General features: G+C 59.1%; 12 protein-coding genes. 8 read left to right on the top strand and 4 right to left on the bottom strand.

Going from position 1 to position 15191, the window contains the following annotated elements:
* The first annotated feature begins 64 nt into the window (after positions 1–64).
* The gene (locus K3G63_RS07365) at positions 65–1243 is read left to right on the top strand and encodes a sigma-54 dependent transcriptional regulator (RefSeq protein WP_220613405.1); all 1179 of its coding nucleotides are present in this window, start codon (positions 65–67) and stop codon (positions 1241–1243) included.
* 80 nt (positions 1244–1323) lie between these two features.
* On the opposite strand, the gene K3G63_RS07370 is transcribed toward K3G63_RS07365, so the two are convergent.
* Entirely contained in the window at positions 1324–2325 is a 1002-nt protein-coding gene (locus tag K3G63_RS07370; RefSeq protein ID WP_220613406.1) for an acyl transferase, read from the bottom strand.
* A 117-nt stretch (positions 2326–2442) separates the two neighbouring features.
* Here K3G63_RS07370 and K3G63_RS07375 point away from each other — a divergent pair, with 117 nt between their 5' ends.
* Positions 2443–3024, top strand: a complete 582-nt coding sequence (locus K3G63_RS07375) for a hypothetical protein (protein ID WP_220613407.1) — start codon at positions 2443–2445, stop codon at positions 3022–3024.
* 89 nt (positions 3025–3113) lie between these two features.
* Here K3G63_RS07375 and K3G63_RS07380 read toward each other — a convergent pair whose 3' ends face one another.
* A complete protein-coding gene (locus K3G63_RS07380; protein WP_220613408.1) occupies positions 3114–5537 on the bottom strand; it encodes a thiamine pyrophosphate-dependent enzyme in 2424 nt (807 codons plus the stop codon).
* 225 nt (positions 5538–5762) lie between these two features.
* On the opposite strand from K3G63_RS07380, the gene K3G63_RS07385 reads away from it, so the two are divergent.
* The 4 genes from K3G63_RS07385 to K3G63_RS07400 all read left to right on the top strand — a co-directional run bounded on the left by K3G63_RS07385 (position 5763) and on the right by K3G63_RS07400 (position 10894).
* Complete coding sequence (locus tag K3G63_RS07385) at positions 5763–6536, top strand: DUF1573 domain-containing protein (protein WP_220613409.1); 774 nt, start codon at positions 5763–5765, stop codon at positions 6534–6536.
* Between the two features lie 282 nt (positions 6537–6818).
* A complete protein-coding gene (gene ald, locus K3G63_RS07390; RefSeq protein WP_220613911.1) occupies positions 6819–7946 on the top strand; it encodes an alanine dehydrogenase in 1128 nt (375 codons plus the stop codon).
* A 170-nt stretch (positions 7947–8116) separates the two neighbouring features.
* On the top strand, positions 8117–8716 hold the full coding sequence (locus K3G63_RS07395) for an SMI1/KNR4 family protein (protein WP_220613410.1): 600 nt from the start codon (positions 8117–8119) through the stop codon (positions 8714–8716).
* Positions 8717–8989: 273 nt separating this feature from the next.
* Positions 8990–10894, top strand: a complete 1905-nt coding sequence (locus K3G63_RS07400; RefSeq protein WP_220613411.1) for an LTA synthase family protein — start codon at positions 8990–8992, stop codon at positions 10892–10894.
* A 155-nt stretch (positions 10895–11049) separates the two neighbouring features.
* On the opposite strand, the gene K3G63_RS07405 is transcribed toward K3G63_RS07400, so the two are convergent.
* The gene (locus tag K3G63_RS07405) at positions 11050–11508 is read right to left on the bottom strand and encodes a type I restriction enzyme HsdR N-terminal domain-containing protein (RefSeq protein ID WP_220613412.1); all 459 of its coding nucleotides are present in this window, start codon (positions 11506–11508) and stop codon (positions 11050–11052) included.
* 187 nt (positions 11509–11695) lie between these two features.
* Here K3G63_RS07405 and K3G63_RS07410 point away from each other — a divergent pair, with 187 nt between their 5' ends.
* Both K3G63_RS07410 and K3G63_RS07415 read left to right on the top strand, forming a co-directional pair.
* Positions 11696–12469 (top strand): AMP nucleosidase, encoded by a 774-nt coding sequence (locus tag K3G63_RS07410; protein WP_220613413.1) that lies wholly within the window; start codon positions 11696–11698, stop codon positions 12467–12469.
* A gap of 338 nt (positions 12470–12807) precedes the next feature.
* Complete coding sequence (locus tag K3G63_RS07415; RefSeq protein WP_220613414.1) at positions 12808–14466, top strand: amidohydrolase; 1659 nt, start codon at positions 12808–12810, stop codon at positions 14464–14466.
* Between the two features lie 78 nt (positions 14467–14544).
* Here K3G63_RS07415 and K3G63_RS07420 read toward each other — a convergent pair whose 3' ends face one another.
* A complete protein-coding gene (locus K3G63_RS07420) occupies positions 14545–15060 on the bottom strand; it encodes a DinB family protein (RefSeq protein WP_220613415.1) in 516 nt (171 codons plus the stop codon).
* Between the last annotated feature and the right edge of the window lie 131 nt (positions 15061–15191).

Genomic DNA, 15191 nt, shown 5'->3' on the forward strand with positions numbered 1-15191 from the left:
CTTCATCCGAGTGCTGGTGGCTTTTCGTTACTTTGGTTTCTGCCATTCGCCCTTTCCCAAGCTCATGCCCCGCATCTTAATTATTGACGACGAAAAAGCCATTCGGCACACGCTGAAGGAAATTCTCGAATACGAAAACTACCAGGTCGACCAGGCCGAGGACGGTCCTACCGGCCTCGATATGCTGATCCGCGACAAGTACGACGTGGTGCTCTGCGACATCAAAATGCCCAAGATGGATGGCATTGAGGTGCTGGAGCGCGCCCGAATTGTGGCACCTAATGCAGCGTTCATCATGGTATCGGCCCACGGCAACGTGGAAATGGCCGTGGATGCCACCAAGAAAGGTGCCTTCGACTTCCTGCAGAAGCCGCCAGACCTGAACCGCTTGCTCGTGACGGTGCGCAACGCCCTGGACCGCACCAAGCTCACGGCGGAAACCACCAAGCTGGCTACCGAGAACAAAACGCTCAAGAAGAAGCTGGCCAAAAACTCGGAAATGATTGGCGACTCGGCGGCTCTTACGGCCGTGCGCAAGGCCATCGAGAAAGTAGCCCCCACTGATGCCCGCGTGCTCATCACGGGCCCCAACGGCGCGGGCAAAGAAATGGTGGCCCGCCAGCTGCACGAGCTCAGCAACCGTAGCAGCGGCCCCCTAATTGAGGTAAACTGCGCGGCAATTCCGTCGGAGCTGATTGAATCCGAGCTGTTTGGCCACGAAAAAGGCTCCTTCACCTCGGCGGTAAAGCAGCGCATCGGCAAGTTCGAGCAGGCCGATGGCGGTACGCTGTTCCTGGATGAAATCGGCGACATGAGCCTGTCGGCCCAGGCCAAGGTGCTGCGGGCCTTGCAGGAAAATAAAATTACGCGGGTGGGCGGCGAGAAGGAAATTTCGGTGAACGTGCGCGTGCTGGCGGCCACCAACAAAGACCTGCTGCAGGAAATTGCCGACCGCAACTTCCGCGAAGACTTGTATCACCGCCTCTCCGTTATCCTCATCCAGGTTCCGGCCCTTAACGACCGGCGCGAGGACATTCCGGCCCTCATTGAGAAATTTCTCAAGGACATTGCCGCCGACTACGGCACTAAGCCCAAGCGCATCGAAGATGCCGCCCTCTCCTACCTCCAGGCGTTGGATTGGCGCGGCAACATCCGGGAGCTGCGCAACGTGGTCGAGCGCCTCGTCATCATGAGCGACGACACCATTTCGGAAGCCGACGCCCGCGCTTTTGCGGGAAAATAGGCACTCCGTTTTTGGCAGCAAAAAGCGGCGTCAGAATCACTTGATTCTGACGCCGCTTTTTGTGTAAGTATTTTCAAGGGTCACACCAGTTGGTTGCACCCGCGAATGTCGGAGTTGTCTAGGCGGCCCAGTACTTCAAAGGAGCCGTCAGGATGCATACGGGCCAGGTCCTTGGTTTCGATGAAAGCGCAGGAATCCACATTGGCTAAGTCGATAACGTTAATGGCCCCGCTGCTTCTGGTATCTGACACCGAAAAAGGGTCGCTGGGGTCGCGCAGCAGCACGCGCAGCTGGGGCGGAGCGTGAAACCGGCCGTCGCCAAAGCTATAGGCTTGGCCCAGCAGCTCCGTCATGCCGTACTCAGAGTGAATGCCTCGCGGACCAAAGGCTTGCTGCAACTCCGCGTGCAGCTCTTCCCGAATCATTTCGCGGCGGCGACCTTTCATCCCACCCGTTTCCAGCACCGTGAGGTCGTGCAGGGCCGGGTCGCCGGCATGGGCCGCCGCCAGATCCAGCAGGGCGTAGCTCACCCCGATCAGCAGCACGCGTCGGCTGGGGTCTTGCTTGGCTTCGCGCAGCGCGGATAATAAGGCGGCATGGTCGTGCAGAAAGAAAGCAGCCTGCCGCTGCCCCGATACCTGGGCGAAATAATCAACCATGGCCACCAACGACGACTGGCCTTGCTCCAGGTACGAGGGCAGCAGCGCCAGCACCGTCCAGCCCGTGAGCGGCCCGTAATACTGCTCAAAAATGCGGGCCGCGTGCTGGCGGTACAACTGCGGGTCGCGGACGTAATGGTGGCTGCGCTGCTGCTGGGTGGTACCGCTACTCAGGAACACCTCCTGCGGCTCCCACTCCGTGGCATCGGTGCGCACCTGGTGGGTTTTGAAAAACTCAATGGGCAAAAATGGGATAGCCTCTACCTGCTGCACTGAGGCCGGAGTGCAGCCCAGGGCCGCCAAGAACTCGCGGTAGGGCGGGCAGTGCTGGGCCTGGTAGTGAAACAGGCGCAGAGCCGCGGCAGGGGCGGTAGCGTCGGTGAGGTGTGGAAGCTGCAGGAGATAATCGGCGCGGAAACTCATTCGCGAAGCATGGGGTTAGCAAAAAACTAGAACAATGCGGGCGGCACTTCGTTCGTTGAGATGTTGTACCTTCCCAACGGCAGTACCTGTTGCCTCCACGCCCTTTCCTGTTTTACTATGACCATACTCCGTACTCTTTGCTGCGTAGCCCTGTTCGGTTTCACAGGGGCCGGGGCCGTTTCCTGCATCAGCCCACCTGATTACTCCGACACCCCGGAGATTGAGTTCAAGAACATTTATACGCAGCGCTTTGACAGGGCTATTGGCACCTACGACTCGGTTGCAGTAACCGTAGCGTTTAAGGATGGCGACGGAGACCTGGGGCTGAACAACGGGGAAACGAGCCCGCCGTTTAATGAATTTAATATAGTAGGCCGGGACACCATCCCGAACAAGTACTACAACAACTACTTTATGTCCTTGCAGGTGCAGGAGACTGACGGCACCTATTCCGACCTGCCGCTGACGGGCCTGAACTTCAATAGCCGCTACCCCCTGCTGACTCCGGAAAGCCAGGGCGACCGGAAAGCGCCCCTGAAAGGCGACCTTACCCTCGGTCTGAAAATTTTCCAGGGCTCTATTCAGTCCTTTCGCCCGGATCTACCCATGCCTCTTTCGGTTCGGTTCAAGGTTTACATCGTGGACCGCGCCCTGCACGAAAGCAACACCGTCCTGACGTCCCCTATCACCATTCGCTAGGCACAGGGCTCTTATAAACGCCAGGCTCCCTGAATCAGGTTGCTACGTAGCCCCTGGTCAGGGAGCCTGGCGTTTTACTACCTAGTAGATTAGTAGATGGCCGGAAAACGCTTGGGGTCGGCTTCCTGCATGATTTCGTACACGGCGTCGAATACGTCCTCGGCGTTGGGCTTCGAGAAGTAGTCGCCATCGGAGCCGTAGGGCGGGCGGTGAGCTTGGGCCGAAAGGCAGCGCGGCTGCGAGTCGAGGAAGCGGTAGGCCTGCTGCTCATCCAGCACCTGCTGCATCATGTAGGCAGTAGCGCCGCCGGGCACATCTTCGTCGGCAAATAGTACGCGGTTGGTGCGCTGCAGGCTATCCGCAATAACGTGGTCCACGTCGAAGGGCAGCAGGGTCTGCACGTCGATGATTTCCACGTTAATGCCTACTTCTTCCAGTTGCTTGGCGGCATCCAGCACGATGCGGCACATGGAGCCGTAGGTCACAATGGTGATGTCCTGGCCCTTTTTCAGGGTTTCGGGCTGGCCGAGGGGTAGGGTAAACTCGCCCACGTTGGACGGGATGCGCTCCTTGAGGCGGTACCCATTCAGGCACTCAATCACGATGGCCGGCTCATCACTACGCAGCAGGGTATTGTAGAAGCCGGCGGCTTGGGTCATGTTGCGCGGTACGCACAGGTGTATGCCCCGGATAGAGCCCAGAATCATTTGAATAGGGGAGCCCGAGTGCCAGATGCCTTCTAGCCGGTGGCCACGGGTACGCACTATCAGCGGAGCTTTCTGGCCGCCCTTGGTGCGGTACTGCAACGGCGCCACGTCGTCACTGAGAATCTGGATGGCGTAGAGCAGGTAGTCAAGGTACTGGATTTCAGTAATGGGCCGCAGACCGCGCATGGCCGCGCCAATGCCCTGCCCCACAATAGTGCACTCCCGAATGCCGGTATCCGTTACGCGCAGCTCGCCGAATTTCTCCTGCAAGCCCGCAAAAGCCTGGTTTACATCGCCGATGCGGCCTACGTCCTCCCCAATGGCGAAGATGCGCGGGTCGCGCTGGAAGTTGGCATCGAAGCAGGCCTGCAGCACTTCGCGGGCGTCTACCTGAGGGGCGTTGGCGTCGAATTGGGCCTTTACTTCTTCGATGTTGAGGGCGGCTTCTTCGCTCTGGCTGAAGAGGTAGGAATTGTAACGGTCGGCGTTTTCGGCCAGGGCCTGCTCCAGCCAGTTCTGCAAGTCGCGGCGGGCAGCACTACGCTGGCCTCTCACCTGACGCAGAGCGCGGCGCACACTACGAACCAAATCGGCGCGGATAGGCGCCGAGTTGTGTTCCAGAGTTTCCACCAGCTCGTGCAGGCTGTTTTCGCGGCCAGTTTCAGCCACCAGCTTATTAAGCAGCTGCACTACCTCGTCGCGCTCCTGCTTGATGGGGTTGAAGAATTCGTTCCAGGCGGCGGCACGGGCCACTTTTACGGTTTCCTTGGCCTCATTTTCAATGCGGTCGAGTTCTTCGACGGAGGCGTGGCCTTCCTGCAGCAGCCACTCGCGCATTTTGCGCAGGCAGTCGTGTTCTTCCTCCCACGACAGCCGGTCTTTGCTTTTGTAGCGCTCGTGCGAGCCGGAAGTGCTGTGGCCCTGGGGCTGGGTAACTTCCTGTACGTGAATGAGCACGGGCACGTGCTGGGTGCGGCACACCTCAGCGGCGCGCTGGTAGGTATCTACCAGACCGGCGTAGTCCCAGCCTTTCACCCGGAAAATCTCGAAGCCTTCCTGGCCCTCGCCTTCGCGCTGGAAGCCTTTCAGGATTTCGCTGATGTTCTGCTTGGTGGTCTGATACTCAGCGGGAACCGAAATGCCGTAGTGGTCATCCCAGACGCTGACGAGCATGGGAATCTGCAGCACGCCGGCGGCATTAATGGCCTCGAAAAACATGCCCTCCGAGGTGCTGGCGTTACCAATGGTACCAAAAGCTACCTCGTTGCCGTTCACCGAAAACTGCGAAAACTGATGCAGCTCGGGGTTTTGGCGGTAGAGCTTAGAGGCGTAAGCCAGGCCCACGAGGCGGGGCATCTGGCCGCCGGTGGGGGAAATATCGGCCGAGGAGTTCTTGCTTTGCGCCAGGTTTTTGAAGTTACCATCCTCGTCGAGGTGACGGGTGCCGAAGTGGCCGTTCATGGCGCGGCCAGCCGTGGAGGGCTCGGCTTCTACATCGGGGTGGGCGTAGAGCTGGGCGAAATACTGCTGCAGGGTCAGCTCGCCAATGGCGAACATAAACGTCTGGTCGCGGTAGTAGCCCGAGCGCCAGTCGCCGGCCCGGAAAGCGCGGGCCATAGCCAGCTGGGGCACTTCTTTGCCGTCGCCGAAGATGCCGAACTTGGCTTTACCCATGAATACTTCCTTACGACCGGCCAGGGAAGCCTGGCGGCTTTCCCAGCCCAGGCGATAGTCGTGGAGCAGGTCTTCTTTGCTGAGGGAGGCGACGCTGGTGTACACGTCGGCGGCGGTTTCGGCAGTGGACATAGAAAGAATAGAGGCGGGTGGAGTTAGGAGCCGGACACTAGTGTGGGTGGGAAGCTGCCGCCCGGAAAGCAGGCCCCCAAAAGTACGGATTTACGGCTGATGCAGGGGTAGGCGTTTTTGTGGCTATCTTTGGGATAAGCTAGGCGCTGGAAGCCAGGAGTTAGAACACCGTCTGACGCCTTCGCAGTATCGCCGCCTAGCCCCCGACTTCTAGCTTCTACCTCTATGAAACACGTATTCACTTTTCTGGTGGCTCTGCTGGTAGCCGCCGCGGCTCAGGCCCAGGGTGTGCTCAAGTTCGAGCAAGAACTGCATGATTTCGGCAACGTGCCCGAGGGTACCATGGCTACCCACGAGTTTCGCTTTAAGAACGTGGGCAACCAGCCCGTTATCATTGCCAACGTGCAGGCTAGTTGTGGCTGCACTACCCCCGACTGGACTAAGACCCCGGTGCTGCCCGGCAAAACCGGTATTGTGAAGGCCGTGTACAGCAGCGCTGGCCGCCCCGGCATCTTCAACAAAACCGTAACCGTAACCAGCAACGCCACTACCCCTAGCACGGTGCTCACCATCAAAGGCAACGTGCTGAACAAGGAGCAGGTAAAAGCTACCCTGACGCCCGCCCAGCTGGCCCAGTCGGCGCGCCTAACGCTGGACCGCACCACCCACGACTTCGGCAAGATGGAAGCCGGTCAGTCGCCGGTGGCTCGCTTTACGGTGAAAAATACCGGCAAGCAGGAGCTAGTGCTGGGCGCTATTACCTCGCAATGCTACTGTGTAGGCTACAAAAACGTGCCCTCCCCCATTAAGCCCGGTCAAAGCGCCGTGATAGAGTTGGTGTACAGCCAGCGCAAAATCGGAGCCCAGGCCGAACCCGTGGTCATTACCAGCAACGACGTTACCGGCGACGCTAAACTGACCCTGAAAGCCACCGTGGTGCAGGACTTGAACGCTGGCAGCATGGTAAAGGAAAGCGGCGCTTCGGTGCCCTTTAAGTAAGGTTGCTGTGCGGCTGACTCTGGCAGCATAGCCCCTCACTAGCCGAGTATTCCTCACGCCTGTACAGCCTCAGCCAAGTGGCTTCTAATTGTTAACCGATTAGAAGCCACTTGGCTGAGGCTGTCAGGTTTTTATCTGCTACTGATCTGCTGATTTGTCGCCCCGAGGATGCTGCCCTACCCCTGTTACCTTTTACCTCTTCACCTGTCAGTTTTCACCTTATCTTTGCCCCGCCTTTTCTGGGCATTCCTCATCCACCCCACCTTCACCTTGTTTCGAGCCATGATTATCGGCGTACCGAAAGAAATTAAGAACAACGAAAACCGCGTGGGCCTGACCCCTGCGGGCGTAGCTGAATTCCGCAAGCATGGTCACCAAGTGTTCGTGCAAGCCACCGCCGGTAATGGCAGCGGCTTCGCCGACGCCGAGTACGAGCAAGCCGGTGCTACCATTCTGCCTACCATTGAGGAGGTATATGGCAAGGCTGAAATGATTGTGAAGGTAAAGGAGCCGATTGCGCAGGAGTACCCGCTCATCAAGGAAAACCAGCTGCTGTTCACTTACTTCCACTTCGCTTCGAGCGAGGAGCTGACCCACGCCATGGTTGAGCGCAAGGCCGTGTGCCTGGCGTACGAAACGGTGGAGCTGCCTACCCGCGCCCTACCCCTGCTCATCCCCATGAGCGAGGTAGCCGGCCGCATGGCCCCGCAGGAAGGTGCTAAGTACCTGGAGAAGCCCCTGAAAGGCCGGGGCATTCTGCTGGGCGGCGTACCCGGTGTGAAGCCGGCTGAAGTGCTGGTGCTGGGTGGTGGCATCGTAGGAACCCAGGCGGCTAAAATTGCCGCTGGCCTGGGCGCCCGCGTAACCATCATGGACATCAGCCTGACCCGTCTGCGCGAGCTGGACGACATCATGCCCAAGAACGTGGTAACCCAGTACTCCAACGAGTACAACATCCGCGAAGCCATCAAAACCGCCGACCTGATTGTGGGCGCCGTGCTGATTCCCGGGGCGAAGGCTCCGCACCTCATCACCCGCGAGATGCTCAAGACCATGAAGCCCGGCACCGTGCTCGTGGACGTGGCCGTGGACCAGGGGGGCTGCATCGAAACCTGCAAGCCCACCACCCACGAAGACCCTACCTTCATCATCGACGATATTGTGCACTACTGCGTGGCCAACATGCCGGGCGCCGTGCCGTACACCTCTACCCTGGCCCTCACCAACGCTACCCTGCCCTACGCCGTGAAGCTGGCGAACCTGGGCTGGCAGGAAGCCTGCCGCCGCGACGAGGCCTTGCGCCTCGGCCTGAACGTGGTGAATGGCAAAGTAGTCTACAAAGGCGTAGCCGAAGCCTGGGGCCTACCCCTGGAAACGGTGGAGTCGGTGATGGAAGTAGCCGTTGCCTAAAACGGTAATCTATCCGAAATACGTAGGAAAGCCTTTCCGGCCGGCTGGTCGGAAAGGCTTTTTCTGTAGCGCGAAGCTCCAGCTTCGCGCCTCGATGAACGGCCGGCTTACGCTCCGGTCAACTACCAACGCCCAATGATACGCGAAGCTGGAGCTTCGTGCCACTAGCAATGAGAGGCATCTTATATACTGGCGGCGAGCTGACGGACCTCGTGAGCTTTGCCCGCCTTCCCTCCTACCTTCAAACCTTTCTGCGGGAGCAAAATGGGGTAGTCGCTTACTTTGGCGGGCTGCATATCCGGGGCTGCGTAGAGGAGCCTGCCTGGCATTCGCTGGCCGACGCCTGGCAGGGTGAGCTGGCCTTCTGGCGCACCTACGACGAAGTGCAGGAAACCGACATCCCCTTCGCCCAGGACTGCGTGGGCAACCAGTTTCTGCTTCGCGGCGACGCCGTGCTGTTCCTGGACACGGAAACCGGCGAGCTGGCTGACTTGGAGGTCGATTTTAAGCATTTCCTGTTCGGGGCCGAGAAGTTTCCGCTGGATGCCTTGGGTATGGAGCCCCTCCGCACGTTTCAGCAGGGCGGCGGCGTCCTGAAGCCGGAGCAGCTGCTGAGCCTGCACCCGCCCGTGTGCATTGCTACCAGCAGCAAGAACAAGCCAGCCGCCAAGCCCGTGGCAGCCACCGCGCGCCTAGCTTGGCTGGCCGATTTTTACCAGCAAATCAAGAACCTGCCGGATGGGCAGCAGGTGCGCCTGAAGCCTCTCTAGTCGCGGAGAACTGCCCGGAATTTCCCGTTGCTTTTGAGAACAGCGGGAAGCATCCTGCGGGCTGCACTCAGCGGGTAGTGTTGTTCTGAGGTACAGCAAAGGACCTTTGCCGAGGGCGGCTTTCACTACCCCACCAACCCGGCCAAGGCTCTTTGCTCCCGCTTAGGATGACATTACTTACTGGGCAGCTGCCTGCACGGGGCTCCGTAGAATGTTGAATCAAGAGGAATGAGGTTTCTCTCGCGTTCCTTTGCTCTTCGTTTAGTGCCTTTTATGCCTTCTCTGTTTCTACGCCTGCTTCTGCGGCGGTTTGCTCTGCTGCTTGGTCTGTACACGATACTGCGGCTGGGCTTTTACTGGGCCAACTACGCCGTATTTCAGGAATCTACTACGGGGCAGGCAGTGTGGTCATTCGTGTACGGCCTGCGGTTTGACATAGCCGGTTTGCTGCTGCTGAATCTGCCGTTTGTGCTGCTCTCGGTGGTGCCGTCGGCGGAACGCGGCTGGCAAGGCCTTGTGCGCGGCGTGTACCTGACCCTCAATGCAACCGGCATTGCCCTGAACCTGATTGACACGCAGTATTTTAAGTTTATCGGGCGCCGCACCAGCAACGAGCTGTTTACCATTACCGGCGACATCCAACGCCAAGCGGGCCAACTTGCCGGACACTACTGGTTTCTACTGATTCCCTTTGTGCTGTTGTTCGGGCTGCTGTGGTACTGCTACCCCATGCCCCGGCCTGAAGCCCCGGCCCAACCCCAGCCGCCTACCCCGCGCCGGTGGCTGCGGCCGGGGTTGGAATTTGTGCTTGTGGCCGGGCTGACGGTGCTAGGCATTCGGGGCGGCCTTCAGCTGAAGCCTCTGCGCACGGGCCATGCCTTTGTGCAGACCCCGCCTATCCTGGGCCACGTCACCCTGAACAGCACGTTTACTTTCCTGAAAAGTCTGGGCTACCAGCCGCCAGAGCGCCGCCTGTACTTTGCCACCCCTGCGGCATTGCAGGCGGCCCTGGCTGCGCACCAGCCGCCCGCCCGAGCTACTACGCGGCCTGAGAATGTGGTGGTGTTGCTGGTAGAAAGTTTCGCGTCGGAGTATAACGGCATCGAGAACGGGGGGCAAGGCTACACGCCCTTCTTCGATTCTCTGGCTACGCAGGGGCTGTTTTTCCGCCAGCACTACGCTAACGGACGCCGCTCCATTGAAGCCCTGCCGGCGGTACTGGCCGGGTTGCCCTCCCTGATGGAGAGTCCGTTTATCACCTCTAATTTCCAGACCGATGAGCTGCATGGCCTGGGTGAGATACTGGGGCGCCACGGCTACGCTACCTCCGTGTTTCATGGAGCCCAGAACGGCACCATGGGCTTCAACACGTTTGCGGGCATTACGGGCATGCAGCAGTACTACGGCCTACAGGAGTACCCCGGCGGCGCCCAAAGCCCCGACTACGACGGCCACTGGGGCATTTTCGATGAGCCCTACCTCCAGTATTTTGCCCAACAGCTCAGCCGGCAGCCGCAACCGTTTTTCTCAACGGTGTTCACGCTTACCTCCCACGAGCCTTTTCCGGTGCCAGCCCAGTACAAAAGCCGTTTCGCGCCGGGTCAGCTGCCCATTCACGCCTCCATTCGCTACACTGATTTCGCGCTTCGTCAGTTCTTCAGGACGGCTGCCAAACAGCCCTGGTACCGCAACACGCTGTTTATCCTGCTCGCCGACCACACTTCCCAAACCCTGCGGCCCGACTATCAGAATACGCTTGGCAGCTACAAAACCCCGCTGCTGCTCTTCCACCCTGGCCGGAAACTGCCGGCGGCCAATGTTCAGCGCATCACCCAGCACGCCGACATACCAGCCACCGTGCTAGACTACCTCGGTGTGCCGGCGCAGGGCCATTTGCTTCCCTTCGGCTACTCCGCATTTGATTCCACCACCACTGGCCGCGCCCTGTTCCTGAGTGGGGGCAGCTATTTTCTGGTTCACGCTGATTTCGTGACGGAGCTAACGGTAGATAATCGGGTCCGCCTCTACCCCTACCAAAACCATCAGCTTCCCCCTACCCCCTTAGCCAGCCCGAACCCCCAAAAGCTGCAGCAGTACGGCGACGAGCTGAAAGCCTGCGTGCAGTTCTTCCTAAACGGCCTGGCTGACAACAGCTTGTACAAGAACCCAGCGAGGTAACGTGTTATGAAGAGGGCACAAGGCGCGCCCTGAAAACAGCCCAGCCCTTGCCGCCTGTGCTGGCAGTAAGGGCTGGGCTGTTCTTTAAATTTGTCACAAGGCAGAGGAAGAATGAACTGACGAGTCTCCTGTCCATGACGCTTCAGCTCCTTCTCTCACTCATTCACTACCTCCCCATACATCGGCACTTCCAGCAGCCGCTCGTTGGTGCGCGCTTCGAAGTTTACCCGCCAGCAAAAGTGGCTGAGGCCATTGGAGAGCAGTAGCAGCGGGGCGCCAATCGTTTGGTTATAGGTGGCGGCCTGGAGCGCCACAGCCGCGGTAATGGGCACGGAAGGGGCTTTGCACTCTACCAGCAGCAAGGGTTTGCCGGTAGCGTCCAGTGCCACTAGGTCGGTGCGCTTTTGGCGTTGGTTGTAGCGGTGGCCTCGCTCCAGGCTCAGCAGGCCCTTGGGGTAGCCCCGGTGGTTAATCAGGTAATGTACTACGTGCTGGCGCACCCATTCCTCGGGCGTGAGCACCACGTTGCGGCGGCGCAGAACGTCCCAGATTAGCAAATTTTCGCTGGATTTTGTAACTTTGTACTCGAAAGGCGGCAGGTTCAACTCTTGCATCACCTCCAAAGGTACGGCCCTGGGTTTTCACTCCCGCTTTTCGCCCCGTACCGTCGCACCCCTTTTTGCGGGTTCCGACGGTTTTTTTGTACCCCAATTTTCCGGCTGTGCGTAGTCGGCAACGGCCCTTCTGCTGCTGCCACCACCAGCGCAGCCCACCTGACGCAACACATATTTACCATACCCTATGAAGACCAAATCCGACATTGTTGAGAACTGGCTGCCCCGCTACACTGGCGTACCCCTGGATGAGTTTGGCCAGTACATTCTGCTGACCAACTTTATCAACTACGTGCATATGTTTGCCGAGCAGTTCGGCGTGCAGGTACGCGGCCTAGATAAGCCCATGCAAACCGCTACGGCCAACGGCATCACCATTATCAACTTTGGTATGGGCTCCCCCATGGCGGCCACTGTCATGGACCTGCTCTCGGCTGTTAAGCCCAAAGCGGCGCTGTTTCTGGGCAAATGCGGAGGCCTGAAAAACAAAACCAAACTCGGCGACCTGATTCTGCCCATCGCGGCTATTCGCGGCGAGGGTACGTCGGATGACTACCTGCCCGCCGAAATTCCGGCCCTGCCGTCCTTCCGCCTGCAGCGCGCCGTGTCTTCCATGATCAAGAAGCACGAGAAAGACTACTGGACCGGCACGGTGTACACCACCAACCGCCGCGTGTGGGAGCACGACGAGAATTTCAAGGAGTACCTGCGTCAGATCCGGGCCATGGCCGTGGATATGGAAACGGCTACCATCTTCACCGTGGGCTTCGTGAACGAAATACCACACGGCGCCCTGCTGCTGGTATCCGACAACCCCATGACGCCCGAAGGCGTGAAAACCTCGGAAAGCGACAAAAAAGTAACCGCCGATTTCGTGAACTCGCACCTGCAAATTGGCATCGAGTCCTTGCTGGAGCTGAAAAACTCCGGCGAATCGGTGAAGCACATGCGCTTCGAGTAAGCGGTTTCGCTACTCTCCGAGAAGCCCCAATGCCTGCTTCGGGCATTGGGGCTTTTCTTTTGTGCACACCCCGGTGGCTATACGCCTCCTGCTGCGCTTGTCGAGCATTCCACCTTTTGGCTACTCCCCGAGGGTAGCAACGAGAACCGCGCCATAGCTTAGAACTTACTCCTGGGCTAGTGACTACACGCGGTGGTAAAGATGCTGCATGAAACAAACTCAGCAGGACATTCTGTGTACGCGCTCTGCTGACTGCCCAACATTAGAAATTCTGCCTCAACTTGCAGCCTGCGGCGGACTAACCCCGGCTCTGCCTCACCACAACCACTCCCCAATATATGACCTTACGTTTCCGCCCGTTGCTGGCATTGCCCCTGCTGCTTGGGGGCTTCACGGCCTGCCAGACTACCTCCCGCCAGGCCGCCGATGTGCTGGTGTACAATGCCACCGTATACACCGTCGATTCGGCCTTCAGCAAGGCTCAGGCGTTTGCCGTGAAGGATGGCAAGTTTGTGGGGGTAGGCACGGCGGACGAGCTGCGCGGAAAGTTTCAGGCCGAGCAGGAGGTAGACGCGAAAGGTCAATTTATCTACCCCGGTTTTTATGATGCCCACTGCCACTTCTACCGGTACGCCCTGGGCCTGCGCGACGCTGACTTAGTAGGTACCGGCTCCTGGAAAGAGGTAGTGCAAAAACTGCAGCAGCAGCGCCAGCAGTACCCCCAGGCGGCCTGGCTCACGGGCCGCGGCTGGGACCAAAACGACTGGCCCGGCAAGCAGTTCCCGACCAAGGATACCCTGGACGCCCTGTTCCCGAACACGCCGGTTTTCATCACGCGGGTCGATGGGCATGCGGCCCTCGTCAACCAGAAAGCCTTGGACCTGGCCGGCGTTACGGCCCGCACGCCCATCAGCGGCGGTACCATCACGAAAGATGCCACGGGCAAGCTCACGGGGTTGCTGGTAGATAATGCCGTGCGCCTGGTGTCGGGCAAGATTCCGGAGCCTACGGCCGCGGAGGCCGAAGTGGCCCTGCTGGATGCCCAGAAACGCTGTGTGGCCGTGGGTCTTACCAGCATGGCCGATGCCGGCCTGGAAAAAGCCAACGTAGACCGCATTGATGCCCTGCAACAGCAAGGAAAGCTGAAGGTGCGCCTCTACACCATGCTCGCGCCCACTAAGGAAAACAAGGACTACTACCTCAAAAACGGCCCCGTATTCAAAGACAGGCTCACGGTGTGCTCCTTTAAGGTGTACGCCGACGGAGCCCTGGGCTCCCGCGGGGCCTGCCTGATCCATCCGTACTCCGACCGGCCGAAGGAAACGGGCTTTCTGCTTTCCTCCGTAGCCGATTTCCGCAAGCTGGCAAAAGAGCTGGCGGCCAGCAAGTTTCAAATGAACACCCACGCCATTGGGGACTCCAGCAACCGCCTGCTGCTGGATATTTACGGTGAGGCGTTGCAAGGCCAGAAGGACCGGCGCTGGCGCATCGAGCATGCGCAGGTAGTAAGCCAAGAAGATGTAGCCAAGTTTGGGCAGTACGGCATTGTGCCCTCGGTGCAGCCCACTCACGCTACCTCCGATATGTACTGGGCCGGGGAGCGACTGGGTGCTGAGCGCCTCAAAACCGCCTACGCTTTCAACGACCTGCGCAAGCAATACGGGCAGGTAGCGCTGGGCTCCGATTTTCCGGTGGAAGACATTAATCCTCTCTTCGGCTTTCACAGCGCCGTAGCCCGCCAGGATGCCAAGAACTACCCCGCCCAGGGCTTCCAAATGGAAAACGCCCTGAGCCGCGAAGATGCCCTGCGGGGCATGACCACCTGGGCCGCCCACGCCGCCTTCGAGGAAAAGCAGAAGGGTAGCATCCGCCCCGGCATGGCTGCCGATTTTGTCATCCTCGACACCGACTTGCTGCAAGCACCCAAGGAAAAGCTGCGCGGAGCCAAAGTGCAGCAAACCTGGATTGCGGGCGAGCAAGTTTTCGGCGGAAAATAAAAGTAGCGCTAAACAAAACGAAAAGCCCGTTTTCCTGACGCTGGAAAACGGGCTTTTTTGGGTTTGCTTTACAGCTGGCTACCGCTGCGGAGCTTCGTCGGCGGAGCCGCCGTAGATAGCGGGAACGGGAATATCCAGCAAGCGCAGATACACCGAGAGCTGGCCGCGGTGATGAATCAGGTGATTGAGCACCATCACGCGGGCTACAGCCGCGCGGGGCATGCTCATCAGCACCTGCTCGCCCCGCTGCAACGACCAGGAACCATAGAATGTAGCATCGTCTACCTGGCCCAGGGCTTTATGAATATTCTCTCCATTCACGTCGAAGCGGCGCAGCACTTCGTCTGTGGTAGTTGGCGAATCGGGCATGGTTACCGTCAGGAGGTCGGTGGCCGGGCCTTGCAACGACATTTCCAGGAAACCCACCAAGTTGGCTATGTGCGAAGCCAGCGTGCCCAGCTTCATAGACTTAGGATGAGGCTGCCAAGCAAACTGCTCCGTAGGAATGCGCTCCAGCAGCCGGCGGGTTAGCTTCAGTTCTTGTTGGAGCTCCTGGCTTAGCGCTGCTTGCAGGGTAGGCTGGGTGTCGGTCATGTTGGTTGAGCTAGAAAGTAAGAAAACGTGCGCCACAGTAACCGCTACGCCTTTGAATAGTTAAGGTCTTGAGCAAAAGAAAACCCTCACCAGATTATCCGGCGAGGGTTTCTTGGCTCTGATGGGCAGGT

It is taken from the genome of Hymenobacter sp. HSC-4F20, assembly GCF_019599275.1.
GTDB lineage: Bacteria > Bacteroidota > Bacteroidia > Cytophagales > Hymenobacteraceae > Hymenobacter.

Excerpts from the sequence above, each read along its gene's own strand:
- K3G63_RS07365 (WP_220613405.1), top strand. The coding sequence starts at position 65 with ATGCCCCGCATCTTAATTATTGACGACGAAAAAGCCATTCGGCACACG.
- K3G63_RS07370 (WP_220613406.1), bottom strand. The coding sequence starts at position 2,325 with ATGAGTTTCCGCGCCGATTATCTCCTGCAGCTTCCACACCTCACCGAC.
- K3G63_RS07375 (WP_220613407.1), top strand. The coding sequence starts at position 2,443 with ATGACCATACTCCGTACTCTTTGCTGCGTAGCCCTGTTCGGTTTCACA.
- K3G63_RS07380 (WP_220613408.1), bottom strand. The coding sequence starts at position 5,537 with ATGTCCACTGCCGAAACCGCCGCCGACGTGTACACCAGCGTCGCCTCC.
- K3G63_RS07385 (WP_220613409.1), top strand. The coding sequence starts at position 5,763 with ATGAAACACGTATTCACTTTTCTGGTGGCTCTGCTGGTAGCCGCCGCG.
- ald (WP_220613911.1), top strand. The coding sequence starts at position 6,819 with ATGATTATCGGCGTACCGAAAGAAATTAAGAACAACGAAAACCGCGTG.
- K3G63_RS07395 (WP_220613410.1), top strand. The coding sequence starts at position 8,117 with ATGAGAGGCATCTTATATACTGGCGGCGAGCTGACGGACCTCGTGAGC.
- K3G63_RS07400 (WP_220613411.1), top strand. The coding sequence starts at position 8,990 with ATGCCTTCTCTGTTTCTACGCCTGCTTCTGCGGCGGTTTGCTCTGCTG.
- K3G63_RS07405 (WP_220613412.1), bottom strand. The coding sequence starts at position 11,508 with ATGCAAGAGTTGAACCTGCCGCCTTTCGAGTACAAAGTTACAAAATCC.
- K3G63_RS07410 (WP_220613413.1), top strand. The coding sequence starts at position 11,696 with ATGAAGACCAAATCCGACATTGTTGAGAACTGGCTGCCCCGCTACACT.
- K3G63_RS07415 (WP_220613414.1), top strand. The coding sequence starts at position 12,808 with ATGACCTTACGTTTCCGCCCGTTGCTGGCATTGCCCCTGCTGCTTGGG.
- K3G63_RS07420 (WP_220613415.1), bottom strand. The coding sequence starts at position 15,060 with ATGACCGACACCCAGCCTACCCTGCAAGCAGCGCTAAGCCAGGAGCTC.